The organism is Enterococcus sp. DIV0546, assembly GCF_051712785.1.
Classification (GTDB): domain Bacteria; phylum Bacillota; class Bacilli; order Lactobacillales; family Enterococcaceae; genus Enterococcus; species Enterococcus faecalis.
Map to the genome: position 1 here is coordinate 1,025,531 of NZ_JBIOPO010000001.1, position 15,648 is coordinate 1,041,178.

A 15,648-nucleotide genomic window follows, 5' to 3' on the forward strand; every position below is an offset into this window, starting at 1 on the left:
GTGGAAAATATGACAGTAAAAATGGGGTTTATTGGATTTGGTAAAAGTGCCAATCGTTACCATTTACCTTACGTAATGATTCGAGAAACACTAGAAGTGAAAACAATTTTCGATTTACATGTTAATGAAAAAGCAGCAGCGCCCTTTAAAGAAAAAGGCGTAAATTTTACCACTGACCTTAATGAATTATTGACGGATCCAGAAATTGAATTGATCACAATCTGTACGCCTGCGCATACACATTATGATTTAGCCAAACAAGCCATTTTAGCTGGTAAATCAGTGATTGTGGAAAAACCATTTTGTGATACGTTAGAACACGCAGAGGAATTATTTGCTTTAGGGCAAGAAAAAGGGGTAGTAGTGATGCCTTATCAAAATCGACGTTTCGACGGCGATTACCTAGCGATGAAGCAAGTAGTAGAGCAAGGCTTTTTAGGAGAAATCAATGAAGTGGAAACACATATTGATTATTATCGACCAGGAAGTATCACGGAACAAGGACCTAAAGAAAATGGTTCGTTTTACGGACTAGGCATTCATTTAATGGATCGCATGATTGCTCTTTTCGGGCGTCCAGATCAAGTCACTTATGATATTCGTAATAATGAAGTGAGTGAGGCAGTCGATAATTATTTTGACGTCGATTTACATTATGGTTCAAAATTAAAAGTAAAAGTTAAAACGAATCATTCTGTCGCTAGTCCGTATCCACGTTTTATTGTTCATGGCAGCAATGGCTCGTTCATCAAATATGGCGAAGATTAACAAGAAAATGATTTAAAAGCCGGAATCATGCCGGATGCACCAGGCTTTGGAGAAGATTCACCAATGTATTATGGAGAAGTGACTTACCGTAATGGCAATGGCGACTGGATTAAAAAACAAATTAAAACGCCTGTAGGTGATTACGGTCGTTATTATGATGCCGTCTATGAAACGTTGAAAAATGGTGCACCGCAACTAGTAACTAAAGAGCAAGCATTAACTAACATCGAAATTTTAGAAGCAGGTTTTCTTAACCCAAGTCCAAGTGTTTATCGCTTGAAAGAAAACTAAAGCGTGTTTAAATGACTTGAAAAGCGCCTGCCCCACAGTCCAGACAACTGTGGGGCAGGCGCTTTTATTTATAAAGAGTTGTGAATTTTAATATAAGAAACGTATATTGTTAGTAAAAATAAAAAAAGGAAAGACATCTTAGTAGCACTACTTCCCCAAGAATTGCTACTAAAATGTCTTTTGTGATGCTCGCTCAATTGAAGAGCCTTAAATAGGATATCGAATATCCAGTATAAATGCAAGTAAACTACTTTATAGTTAATATTAGTATACTTCATAAAATAATTTTTCAAAGAGAAAAAGGCTTGTTATGAGAAAAAATTAATTTTTAACTCGTTTTTTCTAAGCAAGATTTAGGTGAAAAAGACAATAATTACTGAAGCTGAATGGTAATTAAAGAGGTTCTTTGCTAAAATAGGAAAGACAAGAAAGTTTGGTTAACGAAAGAAACAAATCAGGAAGGAGGACAACCAGTGGAAAGTTGGCTTTTTTTACTACTGATTGCCTTGATTGCGTTTGTTGCAAAAAATCAAAGTTTATTAATTGCGTCAGTTGTTGTGCTTGCTTTAAAAGCTTTACCAAATAGTGCGAAAATCATGTCGTGGTTGTCAGATAAAGGCATTAATTTAGGCGTCACAATTATTTCAATTACCATTTTAGTCCCGATTGCTACAGGACAAATTGGCTTAAAGGATTTAATTCAATCATTCAAAACACCGATGGGGTGGCTGGGGATACTTTGTGGAATTCTGGTGGCTGTTTTATCCTCAAAAGGAGTAGGTTTAATTAATCAATCGCCAGAGATTACGGTGGCCTTAGTTTTTGGAACGATTCTTGGCGTCGTTTTTTTAAAAGGAATTGCAGCTGGTCCGATTATTGCATCGGGGATGATGTACGTAATCATTACTACCTTTCAAGCCTTTCAACACTAAAAAAGCAAACAAAACGTGAGCCGACCCCCAAAAGTTAGACCTAGAAATCTAACTTTTGGAGGTTTTTTTGTATGGCAAAATACAGTTTTGAATTTAAACTTAAACTTGTTCATGACTACTTATCTGGTCAAGGAGGTCTAAGGTTTCTCGCAAAGAAGTATGGGTTTAAAGATAGTTCTCAAATAAGCAAATGGATAAATGCCTATAAAGAACTTGGTGAAGAAGGCCTACTTCGCAGTCGAAAAAATAAGAATTACTCTGTTCAATTTAAGCTAGATGCGTTAGAGTTATATTTAACAACAGAGTTGTCCTATCAAGAAGTAGCTAATCTTCTAAAAATGAACAATCCATCATTGATTGCGAATTGGCTTAGAACGTATCAGAAGTTTGGTATAGAGGGACTCTCTAAACAGAAAGGACGTCCACCTACCATGTCTAAAAAGAAACGAAATGAACCCCAACCACTACCAAGTGAACGATCTCAAGTAGAGAAACTAGAAAAAGAAAATAGAATGTTAAAAATTGAGAATGCCTATTTAAAAGAATTGAGGAGACTGCGTTTAGAGGACGAACAAAAAATGAACGAATCGCACGAATCATTCACAGTCTCCGAAGACACTTTCGATTAAAAGATATTTTGGAAACCCTAAGGTTTCCAAAATCTACTTACATGTACTGGCAAAAACGCCTCGACAGAACAGCTTCAACACAAATCATTGAAGAAGAAATTCAAGCGATTCGTAAAAAACATCAACATTATGGCTATAGAAGGATGACCCAAGAATTGAAACGACGTGGATTTCAAGTGAATAAAAAGAAAGTCCAGCGATTAATACAAAAGTTAAAGTTACAAGTCAAAGCTTTTACTAAGAAATCCAGAAAATATAATTCCTATAAAGGAACCGTTGGTAAAATCGCTAAAAATTTGATTCGTCGCCGATTTAAAACTTCTGTTCCTCATCAAAAAATTACAACTGATACAACTGAATTTAAGTACTTTGAAGCAGATAACGCAGGCATCTTTCGTCAGAAAAAACTATACTTAGATCCATTTATGGATATGTATAATAGTGAAATTCTAAGCTATAGCCTTTCTACTCAACCAAATGGTAAAACAGTTATGGGAGGTCTGAAAGAAGCAATTTCTCAAACAAATGATTGTCCCTATCGGCGCACCTTTCACTCTGATCAAGGCTGGGCTTATCAAATGAATGTCTATATACAAACATTAAAGGACAACAATATCTTTCAAAGTATGTCTCGAAAAGGAACCTGTTTAGATAATTCTCCTATGGAGAATTTCTTCAGTATCCTAAAACAAGAAGTGTACTATGGAAAAATCTATCAAAGTCAAAATGAATTGAGAGAAGCAATTGAGAACTACATTTATTATTACAATCATCACCGAATCAAGGAAAAACTTAACTGGAAAAGCCCAGTAGAATTTCGACAATTCAATCAAAAAACTGCATAAAAAATAGAGTGGAAAAATCCACTCTATAAAAGTCTAACTTTTTGGGGTCACTACAACGCGTAAACGTTTTGTTTGCTTTTTTAGTGTTGATAAATGTCCACATTACTATCTAATATGCCACTTTCATTTTTTAAAGTAATGGTTCCCGCATTCGGATGAATCACTAGCTGTAAATGCCCTGTTAAAAACATTTGGTCATACGTCGAAGTATAGACGTGAAAAGAATCATTAGCAATTGTTTCGGTATAAGGCGCTTCTGCTTGATCAACAGGAACGATAATGAAACGATCGCCAATCATACAACAACCTTCTGCGGAAGAATAAGGATTAGAGCCGTCATTTGCTACCAATAAGAAGGTGTTCGTTTCAGTTAAGAAAGGGGCTAAACGTTGTTTTACTTCTTCAGAAATAGTCAGAGACATTTGCCTCACTCCTTTAAATAGTATGTAAAAGGAAGAGGGTAGCTTGTCGCTATGCCGCTCTTCAAAGGTTTTGTTATTTGCTTGTTTCTTTACTGCTTTTTTTGAAAAGAGCAATAGAAAAGGCGACAACTAAGACAACTGTTGCAGCTAAAACAAATGGATTTTTTGTTGCTGATGTGAACCCTAGGACTGTTGAACCAATCGCACCTACGTAAGATAAAATAATCGCTGCTTTCTTTGGTGTTGAAAGTTCTGTAAAGCTATCGCGGAAGGCGACACCTAAACCTAAAGCGCCAATAAAGGCAAACATCCCAAAAATAATGTGTAAAAAGACCATGAATTTCACCTCCAACAGTCAGTATAGAGAGAAATAGCTAGTTTGTAAACTAATTGAGCTTACTTGTGTTATTTATCACTTGATAAATGTCTTTGCAAATGCAAAAAAACAACGTACGATCAATCGGCAGTACGTTGTTTTTTAGTTTAATATAATTAGGAAGCAGAAGCCTTATTTTGCTGGATTTTTTTGATCGATTCTTCTGTTGGCGTCACATATAACGTTCGTTGGTTTTCATAAATCACATAACCTGGTTTTGCTCCATTGGGTTTATGCACATGTTTTACTTGGACATAGTCAACAGGCACTTGTGAAGAAAGTCGATATTTTGAAAAATAAGCTGCTAGAAGTGCGGCTTCAGTAAGGGTTTCTTCGCTAGGATGTGCGTCACGAATAATTACATGAGATCCAGGAATATCTTTGGCATGGAGCCAATAATCAGTTTTTTTAGCGGTTCGTAAAGTTAATTGATCATTTTGCAAATTGTTTTTTCCAACGAGAATAGGTGTGCCATCTGTGGCATAAAAAAGATCGGGTTGGCTTTTTTTCGGCTGTTTTTGTTTTTTATTTTTTTTACGTTTTAAATAGCCTTGCTCAATCAGTTCTTCACGAATCACTTCAATGTCCATTGGTGTCGCAATTTCAAGTTGTGCCACAACTGACTCTAAATAAGAAATTTCTTGTTGCGTTTGCTGAATTTGTGTCTTAACAACTCGGACAGCATTTTTCAATTTTTGATATTTTTGAAAATATTTTTGTGCATTTTGATTAGGTGAAAGTGCAGGATTTAGCGAGATACGCAACGGTGCATTTTCTTCATAATAATTTGGTAATTCCACCTCGGTGGCTCCTTTTGGGACTTGTGCCATGAAGGTTGTTAATAGTTCTCCGTCGCGACGGTAATTTTCAGCGTTTTCTGTATCGGCTAAGGTTTGTTGTAATTTTTTAAGTTTCTTTTGATTTCTTTTTAGTTCATTTTCAATTTTGCGAATTAGTTCGCCGCCTTGTTGTTTGACACGGTCTTTCTCTGCTTTACCAGAATAAAAGGCATCTAGTAATTCACTGAGTGTCGGATACGTTGTTTGTTCACCAACTAATGATTGATAAGGAATGGGCGTAAAATATTCTTTTTTTTCAGTGACGGTTAATGTCGGTACAACAGCTTCAGTGACTGAGGACCAAAATTCTGTCCAGATGGCCATTTTTTCATTTGGTTGTGCAAGTAAACGGGCACTTAATTCGTCTGCTGTATCTTTGCCTAGACCCTGGAAATGTTGTTGTAAATAGCGTCCGTTTAATTCAGGAGCTGTAGAAAGAAGCGCAAAGACTTCTTCTTTTGAGGCCGTGAGCGGATTAAGTCCCATTGGTTTTGGCGGTTCAATATAAGTTGCTCCAGGAAGCAACGAACGATAACTATTTTGGCTCATTCCAATGTGTTTTATCGCATCTAAGATTTTTCCAGAAGATTGGTTAACTAAAACGATTGTACTGTGACGTCCCATTAATTCAACAATCAAAACAATATTTTGTAAGTCACCTAGTTCATCTCTTTTTGAAAAGGTGAAGTGAATCACGCGATCATTTTCTATTTGTTGAATCGTTTCTAAAATGGCACCGTCCAGAAATTTTCGTAACATCATCACAAAATTAGGAGGTGTTTCCGGATTGCTATAGGTAATTGTAGATAGTTGTATGCGCGCATAACTAGGATGTGCTGATAATAATAATTTATGGTTTTTACCTTTCGCACGAATGACTAAAACGACTTCGTTTTCATAAGGCTGATGGATTTTTGAAATCCGGCCACTTACGAGTGTTTCTGTCAACTCATGAACCATGCTATGAGTAAATACGCCATCAAATGACATAATAAATCCCTCGTTTCTTTCCGACTAATAGCTTTATTATAGCGGAGTTTTTGAATTTAAGAAAGAAGCTTGTTAAAAAGGAGTTGGGTTTTCCTTAGAAAGCTGGGGAAGTTTGCTGGTTTTTTTAGTAATTAAAGCGCAAGGGTAGGCAAGAAAGAAAATGATTAGTATAATAGATAAGAACTAAAAGCGAGGAGCGATTAGAAGTTGAATAATTTTATGGAAGAACTAAAAGAGGCACTTTATGAATTAAGACAAAGAAAACTGTTAATGATTACCGCTATTGTAGCATTAGTATTAATAATTGGCTCAATCATTTTTATTCCAACGATGCAAAAAAATATTCGAGCTGCTCAAGTTGAATCGTTAGTCGCAGGACCCATCAAATCAGAGAAAGTCAGTGTCTTAGATTACAAAACAGCAGACAAGAAAATCCAAGAAACAGGAGCCATGTCAGTCATGTTTGCTAAACCATCTGGCAAGCAATACGATCAAATGGTGAAGCTGTTTAATTCAGATAAAATGAATGAATTTCATCGATCGCTGTATATCTATCCGTTAATTTATAATGCTGGCAAAGCACAAGAGCAATACAATGTTAGCGGCGATGAGATCACGCTTGTTTTCTTTGAAAACGGCAAAGAAAAGACACGGACGGTTGTCGAAAAATCTATGGATTTAAAAACACAATTAATACCAGAATTAAATCGATTACCAATGGCTGGCGTTTTGAAAGACCAGCAAAAAGCGGCGCAAGAAGCTGAAAAAGAAGCAGCAAAGACCGCTGAAACACAGACGACGACCAGCACGACTGGCGTTGCTCAATCTACTGAAACGACGACAGAAAGCACTGATACAGTACCAGAAACTGGTGAATAATAGCTAGCTATGTTAAACTTAGATTGTAGAAAGTTTTAAGGAATTAGAAAGAGGGGATTTTCGATGGCATTAGTAATTTCAATGACGATTTTAGTAAGTTTATGGCTGATTCAATCGCAAAAACAAGCAGTTAAAGTTCCCGTGAAAATTGAAAGAAACCGAAACAATTAAGTGGTAAATATGCTGAAATAAAGAAAAACGAGCCTCTCATAAGAGTGGCTCGTTTTTAGAAGTAAAAGAAATGCAAGAAAATAAAAACTTTTTCTTGACGAACAAAATCAATATAGTGTAGACTACCTTTAACAACATAACTAGGAGGGAAAATACATGACACAATTATCTAACGTAAAAGAAATGCACCAATCATGGCAAAACTGGCGTAGATAGTTGTATGTATGATTCTTTCATAGATACAACTTTAGAAGACTTATTCTAAAAAGTGTATCTATGCTGGTTATATTCAAGAAGAAAAAACGACCACATAGAGGACCCATCTATGTGGTTTTTGTTTTGCATAAAAACAACGACCACTCCTAAACACTTAGGATAAGTCGTTGTTTTTTTGCTACGAATCACTACGATTGGCACGAAGTGACAGAGTAGATGCAGGCTGCGCATACTCGCCGCAGTTTGGCCTTCAAGAGTGATGAGTAGTACAAGGAGAATGAAGAGAACGTTGTCCCAATCGTAGAAAAAGTGCTCCTGCGATTCTCACCAAAGTTGCGATCCTCGTCGCAGTTAAATCCTGACAAGCACTACGATTGGCACAAAGTGACAGAGTAGATGCAGGCTGCGTATACTCGCCGCAGTTTGGCCTTCAAGAGTGATGAGTAGCACAAGGTGAACGAAGAGAACGTTGTCACATTCGTAGAAAAAGTGCTCCTGCGATTCTCACCAAAATTGCGAGCCTCGTCGCAGCTAAATCCTGACATTTGTAAAAAAGTGTTCCTAGGATTTTGACTAAGCAGAGGATTACGAATCTCAGTTTCACTTTCAACGGAAGAAACGCCCTATAGATAATGGTTTTATTATTAAAAAGAAAAAGTTGCCAAACAAAAGGGCAGTTAGGAGAATGCAAAATGAAAAATAAACGTTTAACGTTTGTCGTGTCTTTATTAGCTATTTATTTAATTGGTGCTTTTTTTGTGAATCAAAAAGTGACGAATTCAAAGAAAGAAACAGTTACTGTAGGGGTTTTGCAGTTTGTCAGTCACCCCGCATTGGATGAAATTTATAAAGGTGTTGAGGAAGGGTTAAAGGAAAATGGCTATGACAAAGGCAAAAACTTAGAAATTATTTTTCAAAATGGTCAAGCCGACCAGAGTAAGTTAGCAATCATGAGTCAACAATTAGTACAAAAAAAGGCAGACGTTTTAATTGGCATCGCCACGCCAGCTGCGCAAGCGTTAGCCAACACTACCCAAGAAATCCCAATCATTTTAGGCGCCATTACGGACCCTGTTAGTGCTGGATTGGTGAAAGACAATCAAAAGCCAGGCGGTAACATCACGGGTGTTAGTGATCAATCACCTTTGTCAGCCCAGATGGATTTACTAAAAGAATTGATACCAGCTGCCAAAAAAATAGGTATTCTCTATGCTTCCTCAGAAGAAAACTCTCGATACCAAGTAGCTGAAGCGCAGAAAGCAGCTGAAGCCAAAGGATTGACAGTGAAAACATATGCTGTGCCATCAAGTAATGAAATTGCACAAACGGTTCAAGTGATGACTAAGGAAACAGATGTGATTTATATACCAACTGATAATACGATTGCTAATGCCATGCAAACGGTAGTCGGAGAAGCAAATCGAACCAAGACGCCGATTATTCCTTCGGTGGATACAATGGTAGAACAAGGCGGTTTAGCAACTGTAGGGATTAATCAACATGCATTGGGGGTACAAGCCGGCAAAATGGCAGCAGAGGTTCTGTCTGGGAAAAGTCAACCAGCAACTACACCCATTTATACCTTTAATACAGGCGACACAATTATCAATGAAAAACAAGCTCAAAAGTTAGGGATTACGATTCCCGCAGAGTTAGCAAAAAAATCGAAATTGATTAACTAATTATCAAAGAAAGTAGGAGAAGCGATGATTGTTTCAGCAATTGGACAAGGAATGTTATGGGCCTTGTTAGGACTAGGTATTTTTATGACTTATCGTATTTTAAATTTTCCAGATATGACCACAGAAGGTTCATTTCCGTTAGGAGGGGCGGTTTGTGTAACTGCCATTACAACAGGGGTTTCACCATTTGTAGCGACTCTTTTAGGGGTCGGAGCAGGAATGCTTGCCGGTTTAGTGACTGGTTTACTATTTACAAAAGGAAAAATTCCAATTATTTTAGCAGGAATTTTAGTGATGTCTGGTTTAAATTCCGTGATTTTATTTGTGATGAAATCGCCAAATAAGTCTTTATTAAACCAACCGAAGATTCAAGATGTTTTTCAAAAAATGGCCTTACCAGATTATTATGATACTATTTTTTTAGGGATTAGTGTTTTGGCTGTGGTAATGATTTTACTGTTATTTTTCTTTAACACTAGTTTAGGACAAGCCTATATTGCGACAGGTGACAATGAAGAAATGGCTCGCTCGATTGGCATTCAAACGGATCGCATGAAAATTTTAGGATTGGTTTTATCGAATGGCTTGATTGGCTTATCTGGCGCTTTGATTGCTCAAAATGATGGATATGCGGATGTAAGTAAAGGAACCGGTGTCATTGTGATTGGCTTGGCTTCACTCATTATTGGTGAAGTACTGTTTGGAGAATTAACGTTTGGTGAACGGTTGATGGCGATTGTTGTAGGGAGTATTATTTATCAACTATTGATTTTATTAGTGATTAAATTAGGCTTTGATACGACGTATTTGAAAATCTTCTCAGCAGTGATTTTAGCAATCTGTTTAATGATCCCACAATTGAAAAAAGCATTACGACTACACGGCTTTTCTGATAAGGGGGAAACGAAATGAAACCAGTTGTTGAATTAAAAAATGCGACAAAAATCATTGATAATGGGATGAATGAAAAAAAAGTGATTTTGGATCATGTGAACTTAGCCATTTATCCTGGGGACTTCATTACTGTTTTAGGTGGAAATGGCGCAGGCAAGAGTACTCTATTCAATAGTTTAGCAGGAACTTTGACACTAACAGAAGGACAATTTTTAATTGAAGGAGTCAATCGCACCAATCTTTCTGAAGTCAAACGGGCCAAATCTCTAGCGCGTGTTTTTCAAGATCCTAAAATGGGGACAGCACCAAGAATGACTGTGGCAGAAAATTTATTGCTTGCCATGAAACGCGGACAAAAACGTCCCTTAACATTACGGAAGATAAATGAGCAACGCGCCTTGTTTACAAAAATCTGCCAAGAAGTTGGCAATGGCTTGGAAAATCATCTGGATACACCGACAGGTAACCTTTCTGGCGGTCAACGCCAAGCCTTAAGTTTATTAATGGCCACTATCACAAAACCAGAATTATTACTTTTAGATGAACATACTGCTGCCTTAGATCCCAAAACATCCAAGCAGTTGATGCACTTAACGGAACAACGGATTGAAGAAGGGAACTTAACTTGTTTAATGATTACCCATCGAATGGAAGATGCTTTACGATATGGCAATCGTTTAATTGTTTTACAAAAAGGTAAAATTGTTCAAGATTTAAACGCTGCTGAAAAAGCACAATTAACGCTACAAGATTTGTTGCTGTTCTTTGAAGAAGTAGAGTAAAAAAACAAGCTCAGAAAATGAGCTTGTTTTTTTATTTTTTGACCAATCGGAAGAGTCGCTTTGGGAAAAAACGTTTGACAATTCGTTCCAGTAGCGATGTCACCATAAAGCCCGCTGCGATAGCTGCAGCAGTAAAGACAACTTTTAAAATCAACTGCAAACCGTCATCAATATTTCCTAACAAAATGCTCCGAACCGCTTGATAGGCAGGGCCTCCTGGCACTAAAGGAACCAAACTCGGAATGTAAAAAATAATCATCGGCATTTTTTTGTAACGAGAAAAAAAGATACTAGCGATCCCTAACCCGACCGTTCCTAAAAAGTTTGCAAAGGTTTGACTAGCATCAAAAGTTTGCGTTAAGACATAATAAATCATCCAGCCTGTCATGCCAGTAATGCCACAAGCCACCAGTGCTTTACGAGGAATGTTCGTAATAATACCAAACGTCACAGTCGCTAAAAAACTAAAGAGAAGATGAAAAATTAGTTCCATTTGAACACTCCTTACATAAATAATTTAAAAATCAAGGCAATTCCCAGGCCAACAGACCCAGCAATAAAAATAGCTTCTGTCCCTCGCGCCGTCCCGCTGATGAGGTGGCCGGCTAAAATGTCGCGAAAAGAGTTCGTAATCGCCACACCTGGAACTAACGGCATCACCGCACCAATAATAATATTATCGATGTTGACCGCTAAGTGAAAATGCACAGCCAAATAGGCCAACAAACCAATGACAAAAGCGGCTGCGAATGAATCGAGGTAAGGAACTTGGAATAACTTTTGGGTAAAAAGATAACTAGCATACCCAATCACGCCAACAAAAAAAGTTGCAATAAAATCTTGCCAAGTGCCACCAAAAATGTACATTAACGTACAACTAACAATCCCAGCTGCTAACAAGCGTAACGAGATTGAAAAAGTGGGGGTATCTGTTTCTAATAGAGTTAAGCGCTGATAAAGCTCTGGTAAAGTAATCTCTTTTTGCGCAAATTCTCTTGATAACTGATTGACAAGGCTAACTTTTTCCAAATTAATCGAGCGCTGGGGGATGTTTTCTAATTGCGTATAATTACTGGAACGAAAGCCCACGAAAATCCCTGTAGCCGTCGTGTAACAAACGCTCTCTGGCTCGCCAGCATTTGCTGCAATCCGAGTAATTGTATCTTCGGTTCTATATACTTCAGATCCGCTTTCCAGCATAATTTTTCCAGCTAAAATGCATGTATCAATAATTAATTGTTTTCTTTTTTCGCTATTAACCAAAGGAATGGCTCCTTTCATTTCGAGTTCACTTTTAGTGTATCATTTTTTTTAAGAACTGTACGCAATTTAAAACAGAGATAGAAAAAAAGTGTGATTTTTTACAAAAATGAAACGAATCTTAAGAATAAATGAAAACAAATAAGGAATTAGTAAAAATTATGGGTTAGTTGTAAGAATCTAGGATCTTTCCTTGCATTTTAGTAGGAAACATCCTATCCTAAACATAGAAAAACAAAGGGGTCAATAAAAATGGACAACCAATGGTTACTCTACGGAATTAGCAGTGTTGTATTAATTATTTTAATCAGAAGAACAATCCTATCAGGAAACATCGTATTAAGTTGTTTGTTGGGAGCGATTTTGCTGATTCAAGTAGTGGGAGTAGCTCTCTGTGCACAGCAGAAAAAGAAAAATGAACATACAAAAGAACTACCTTCTTCTAAAGTACATCAATAGAAGAAGGTAGTTTTCTCTTATAGTAAATCAAATTTTTTCAAGCCATTAACAATGCCATTCTCAGTATTTTTAGTTGAAATAAAGGTGGCTTTTTCTTTTAGTTCTTCTCGCGCATTACCCATGGCAATTCCATAATCACAGGCCTCAAACAGCGCCAAATCATTGATGCCATCACCAAAGGCATAAGTGGGAATGCCGTTTAATCCCAAGGTGTTAAAAAGATTTTTGACACCAGAGCCTTTAGAGACCCCTTTACGAACAATATCAATTGAAAAAGGACCATTGCGATAAAAGGTCAATTCAGGAAACCGCTCATAGTAATATTCATCATCATCGCCATGTTGACTTAAGACCAACATCATGTTGACGGCATCATTCTCATAACCTGTGGGATCAATTTCTGGAACAGCTGAATGAATATAATCATAGGCTTGTTTCACTGTGCCAGTATGCCCTGTACAAAAAATACGGCGCTCATTGTAAAAAGCCAATTCATGACCACGCTGTTTGACATGTTCATGCAGTGAAACACATTCCTCTGTTGTAAATTCATCTGAATAAATCGTTTTTCCTTCATAATGAATAAATTGCCCGTTCATTACAATCGCTGAGTCAATGCCACTGGCTTTCATAATTGGTTGAATCTCACACAAGGTCCGACCTGTCGCAATCAAAGGTAAAATTTGATTGTCTTTCAAGGCCGCCACTGCTGCGGTAATCTCAGGAGTTATTTGTGAGGTTCCATCTAACAAAGTTCCATCTAAATCAAAAAAAGTAATAGCTTTCATTTTATCCATACCCTAACATCCTCTCTACGCTTGTTATTTTAACAAACTTTTCTGAAAAGACAATGGGTTCCCTTCGTTTTCTTTAAAAGAGCAGGAAAAAAAGTGATTTTTGATGCTTCTGTAAAGGATTTTTGAAGAAATATAGAATCGGTTGGTACAAATTCAATTTTAGAGTATACTACAATAGAGCAGTTTTTATGAAAAGTGAATAAGGAGTGAATGAAATGAATATATTAATGATTGAAGACAATGAATCCGTCTCAGAAATGATGCAAATGTTTTTCTTAAATGAAGGGTGGGAAGCTACCTTTAAAGATGATGGCAAAGAAGGATTGGCGACTTTTCTTGCTTCGCCAGAAAAATGGGACATGATTACGTTAGATTTAAACTTACCTAGTATGGATGGGATGGCTGTTTGTCGTGAAATTCGCAAAGTTTCAGCCAATGTTCCCATTATTATGTTGACCGCTCGTGATTCTGAAAGTGACCAAGTAATTGGCCTTGAAATGGGTGCGGATGATTATGTGACAAAACCATTTAGTCCATTAACTTTGATTGCACGGATGAAAGCTCTACATCGTCGTGCCGAGGTGGCAGAGGCTGCGCATGATACGTCTGAGAATACAGATGAAACGTTTGATGTGATTACGGATCATTTTAAAATGAATACGAAAACACGAGAAACATATTTAGATAATCAATTAATTGAAGGCTTAACACCTAAAGAATTTGATTTGCTATACACTTTAGCAAAAAAACCACGCCAAGTCTTTTCACGCGAACAACTACTAGAATTGGTTTGGGACTATCAATACTTTGGCGATGAACGGACAGTTGATGCCCATATCAAAAAATTACGACAAAAAATTGAAAAAGTGGGTCCTCAAGTCATCCAAACGGTTTGGGGCGTAGGGTATAAATTCGACGATTCAGGTGTTGCTTAATGAAGTATTTGTATCAACAATTACTTGCTTTTATAGGTGTGATTGCTCTGATTATTCTCATTGTCGGAACGTCTTTCACACAATTGACCAAGCGCACAATGCAAGAAAATAACTATGAACAGCTGTATGGTTATGCAGAATCGGCTTTAGAAACACGTGACTTTTTTATTAATGTTGCAGGTGTTTCAGATCGAGATGTTTTATCCTATTCATTTCAGTTGACTGAGCGCGTACTCCAGAAGCAAGATGTGCAATTTGTGTTTATTAACAAGGACCGCGAAGTGCAGTACCCACCAGTTGATAGCACAAAAAAATTAGACTTTTCCTTAATCGATAAAAATTGGGATCAAATCATGAAAGGCAATCGTGTTTATGCAACAGAAAACATTGATATTTACGGGGCCCGAAATACTTCGTCCTATGTAATGTTACCGGTGTATGCATCAAATCAGTCTTCTGATAAAAAAGTGATTATTGGTTCACTCGTTATTACACAACCTGCCAAAAACGTTGACCGAAGTGTTCAGTCAGTGACACAAAACTTGATTAAAGGCTTTATTTTTTCTGGTGTGATTGCCTTGTTACTAAGTTATCTATTTGCGACTTTCCAAGTGAAACGAATTAATCGGATGCGTAAAGCCACCAAAGAAATTACTAGTGGAAATTTTGATATTCAATTACCGGTTCATGACAAAGATGAATTTGATGACCTAGCAGAAGATTTTAATAAAATGGCTGCGTCTTTAAAAGAATCACAAGAAGAAATCAATCGGCAAGAAGAGCGTCGTCGTCAATTTATGGCGGATGCCTCTCATGAAATGCGGACGCCTTTAACAACTATTAATGGCTTATTAGAGGGATTGCAGTATAATGCTATTCCTGAAAATCAAAAAGAGAATGCGATTAAACTGATGCAAAATGAGACCGCTCGCTTGATTCGCTTAGTCAATGAAAATCTTGATTATGAAAAAATTCGGACCAACCAGATTCAAATTGTTGTGAAGAAGTTCAACGGAACAGAAGCTTTAGAAAATATTGTGACTCAACTAACGGCCAAAGCTGAAGCCGCAGGTAATCAATTGTATTTAGACACCACCGAACCAATTGATGTGTATGCCGATTATGATCGTTTCGTTCAAGTGGTTGTCAATATTGTTCAAAATGCTATCCAATTTACTGAAAATGGCGAAATTCATATTGCTTTAGAAAAAGGCTATTTAGAAACCATTGTCCGTATTTCTGATACAGGAATCGGCATGACGGAAGAGCAAATTCTGAATATCTGGGATCGTTATTACAAAGTAGATCCATCCCGTAAAAATACGAAATATGGAGAATCAGGATTAGGCTTACCAATCGTTCAACAATTGGTCCGCTTGCATAAAGGAAAAATCAATGTTGAAAGTGAACCTGGTAAAGGCACCACATTTATTATTTCATTTCCTGACGTTGAAATTACTGAAAACTAAAGAAAACGTCTG

The 15,648-nt window shown here is 37.0% G+C and carries 14 protein-coding genes and 2 pseudogenes; 10 read left to right on the top strand and 6 right to left on the bottom strand.

Features of this window, described 5'->3' with window-relative positions:
* Nucleotides 1-9 precede the first annotated feature (9 nt).
* The 3 genes and pseudogenes from IGJ24_RS04975 to IGJ24_RS04985 all read left to right on the top strand — a co-directional run bounded on the left by IGJ24_RS04975 (nt 10) and on the right by IGJ24_RS04985 (nt 3,465).
* A pseudogene (locus tag IGJ24_RS04975) lies at nt 10-1,059 on the top strand (oxidoreductase).
* Nucleotides 1,060-1,532: 473 nt separating this feature from the next.
* On the top strand, nt 1,533-1,991 hold the full coding sequence (locus IGJ24_RS04980; RefSeq protein WP_002357887.1) for a DUF441 domain-containing protein: 459 nt from the start codon (nt 1,533-1,535) through the stop codon (nt 1,989-1,991).
* Nucleotides 1,992-2,062: 71 nt separating this feature from the next.
* A pseudogene (locus IGJ24_RS04985) lies at nt 2,063-3,465 on the top strand (IS3 family transposase).
* A gap of 80 nt (nt 3,466-3,545) precedes the next feature.
* Here the strand turns inward: IGJ24_RS04985 and IGJ24_RS04990 are convergent.
* The 3 genes from IGJ24_RS04990 to efbA form a co-directional block, all read right to left on the bottom strand.
* Complete coding sequence (locus IGJ24_RS04990) at nt 3,546-3,887, bottom strand: iron-sulfur cluster biosynthesis family protein (RefSeq protein WP_002391631.1); 342 nt, start codon at nt 3,885-3,887, stop codon at nt 3,546-3,548.
* Between the two features lie 73 nt (nt 3,888-3,960).
* On the bottom strand, nt 3,961-4,224 hold the full coding sequence (locus IGJ24_RS04995; protein WP_002381957.1) for a hypothetical protein: 264 nt from the start codon (nt 4,222-4,224) through the stop codon (nt 3,961-3,963).
* Between the two features lie 155 nt (nt 4,225-4,379).
* Nucleotides 4,380-6,092, bottom strand: coding sequence for a fibronectin-binding protein EfbA (efbA, locus tag IGJ24_RS05000; protein ID WP_002407011.1), 1,713 nt, complete (start codon nt 6,090-6,092; stop codon nt 4,380-4,382).
* Nucleotides 6,093-6,311: 219 nt separating this feature from the next.
* On the opposite strand from efbA, the gene IGJ24_RS05005 reads away from it, so the two are divergent.
* From IGJ24_RS05005 to IGJ24_RS05020, 4 genes are all read left to right on the top strand, one after another.
* Nucleotides 6,312-6,971 carry a hypothetical protein gene (locus IGJ24_RS05005; RefSeq protein WP_002386659.1) on the top strand — a complete coding sequence of 220 codons (660 nt, stop codon included), beginning with the start codon at nt 6,312-6,314 and terminating at the stop codon, nt 6,969-6,971.
* Nucleotides 6,972-8,050: 1,079 nt separating this feature from the next.
* Entirely contained in the window at nt 8,051-9,040 is a 990-nt protein-coding gene (gene trpX, locus IGJ24_RS05010) for a tryptophan ABC transporter substrate-binding protein (protein WP_002391629.1), read from the top strand.
* A gap of 24 nt (nt 9,041-9,064) precedes the next feature.
* Nucleotides 9,065-9,952, top strand: coding sequence for an ABC transporter permease (locus IGJ24_RS05015; RefSeq protein ID WP_002357879.1), 888 nt, complete (start codon nt 9,065-9,067; stop codon nt 9,950-9,952).
* Nucleotides 9,949-10,716 (top strand): ABC transporter ATP-binding protein, encoded by a 768-nt coding sequence (locus IGJ24_RS05020; protein WP_002357878.1) that lies wholly within the window; start codon nt 9,949-9,951, stop codon nt 10,714-10,716. Before IGJ24_RS05015 ends, IGJ24_RS05020 begins: the two co-directional genes overlap by 4 nt.
* A 31-nt stretch (nt 10,717-10,747) precedes the next feature.
* Here the strand turns inward: IGJ24_RS05020 and IGJ24_RS05025 are convergent, their stop codons facing one another.
* Nucleotides 10,748-11,209 carry a threonine/serine exporter family protein gene (locus IGJ24_RS05025; protein ID WP_002357877.1) on the bottom strand — a complete coding sequence of 154 codons (462 nt, stop codon included), beginning with the start codon at nt 11,207-11,209 and terminating at the stop codon, nt 10,748-10,750.
* 11 nt (nt 11,210-11,220) lie between these two features.
* Nucleotides 11,221-11,997, bottom strand: coding sequence for a threonine/serine exporter family protein (locus IGJ24_RS05030; protein ID WP_002378231.1), 777 nt, complete (start codon nt 11,995-11,997; stop codon nt 11,221-11,223).
* 231 nt (nt 11,998-12,228) lie between these two features.
* On the opposite strand from IGJ24_RS05030, the gene IGJ24_RS05035 reads away from it, so the two are divergent.
* Complete coding sequence (locus IGJ24_RS05035; protein WP_002357875.1) at nt 12,229-12,435, top strand: hypothetical protein; 207 nt, start codon at nt 12,229-12,231, stop codon at nt 12,433-12,435.
* Between the two features lie 17 nt (nt 12,436-12,452).
* Here IGJ24_RS05035 and IGJ24_RS05040 read toward each other — a convergent pair whose 3' ends face one another.
* The gene (locus IGJ24_RS05040) at nt 12,453-13,232 is read right to left on the bottom strand and encodes a Cof-type HAD-IIB family hydrolase (protein WP_002363786.1); all 780 of its coding nucleotides are present in this window, start codon (nt 13,230-13,232) and stop codon (nt 12,453-12,455) included.
* 215 nt (nt 13,233-13,447) lie between these two features.
* Here IGJ24_RS05040 and IGJ24_RS05045 point away from each other — a divergent pair, with 215 nt between their 5' ends.
* Complete coding sequence (locus IGJ24_RS05045) at nt 13,448-14,167, top strand: response regulator transcription factor (protein ID WP_002381953.1); 720 nt, start codon at nt 13,448-13,450, stop codon at nt 14,165-14,167.
* Nucleotides 14,167-15,636 (top strand): sensor histidine kinase, encoded by a 1,470-nt coding sequence (locus IGJ24_RS05050; protein WP_002366540.1) that lies wholly within the window; start codon nt 14,167-14,169, stop codon nt 15,634-15,636. Before IGJ24_RS05045 ends, IGJ24_RS05050 begins: the two co-directional genes overlap by 1 nt.
* Nucleotides 15,637-15,648: the final 12 nt, after the last annotated feature.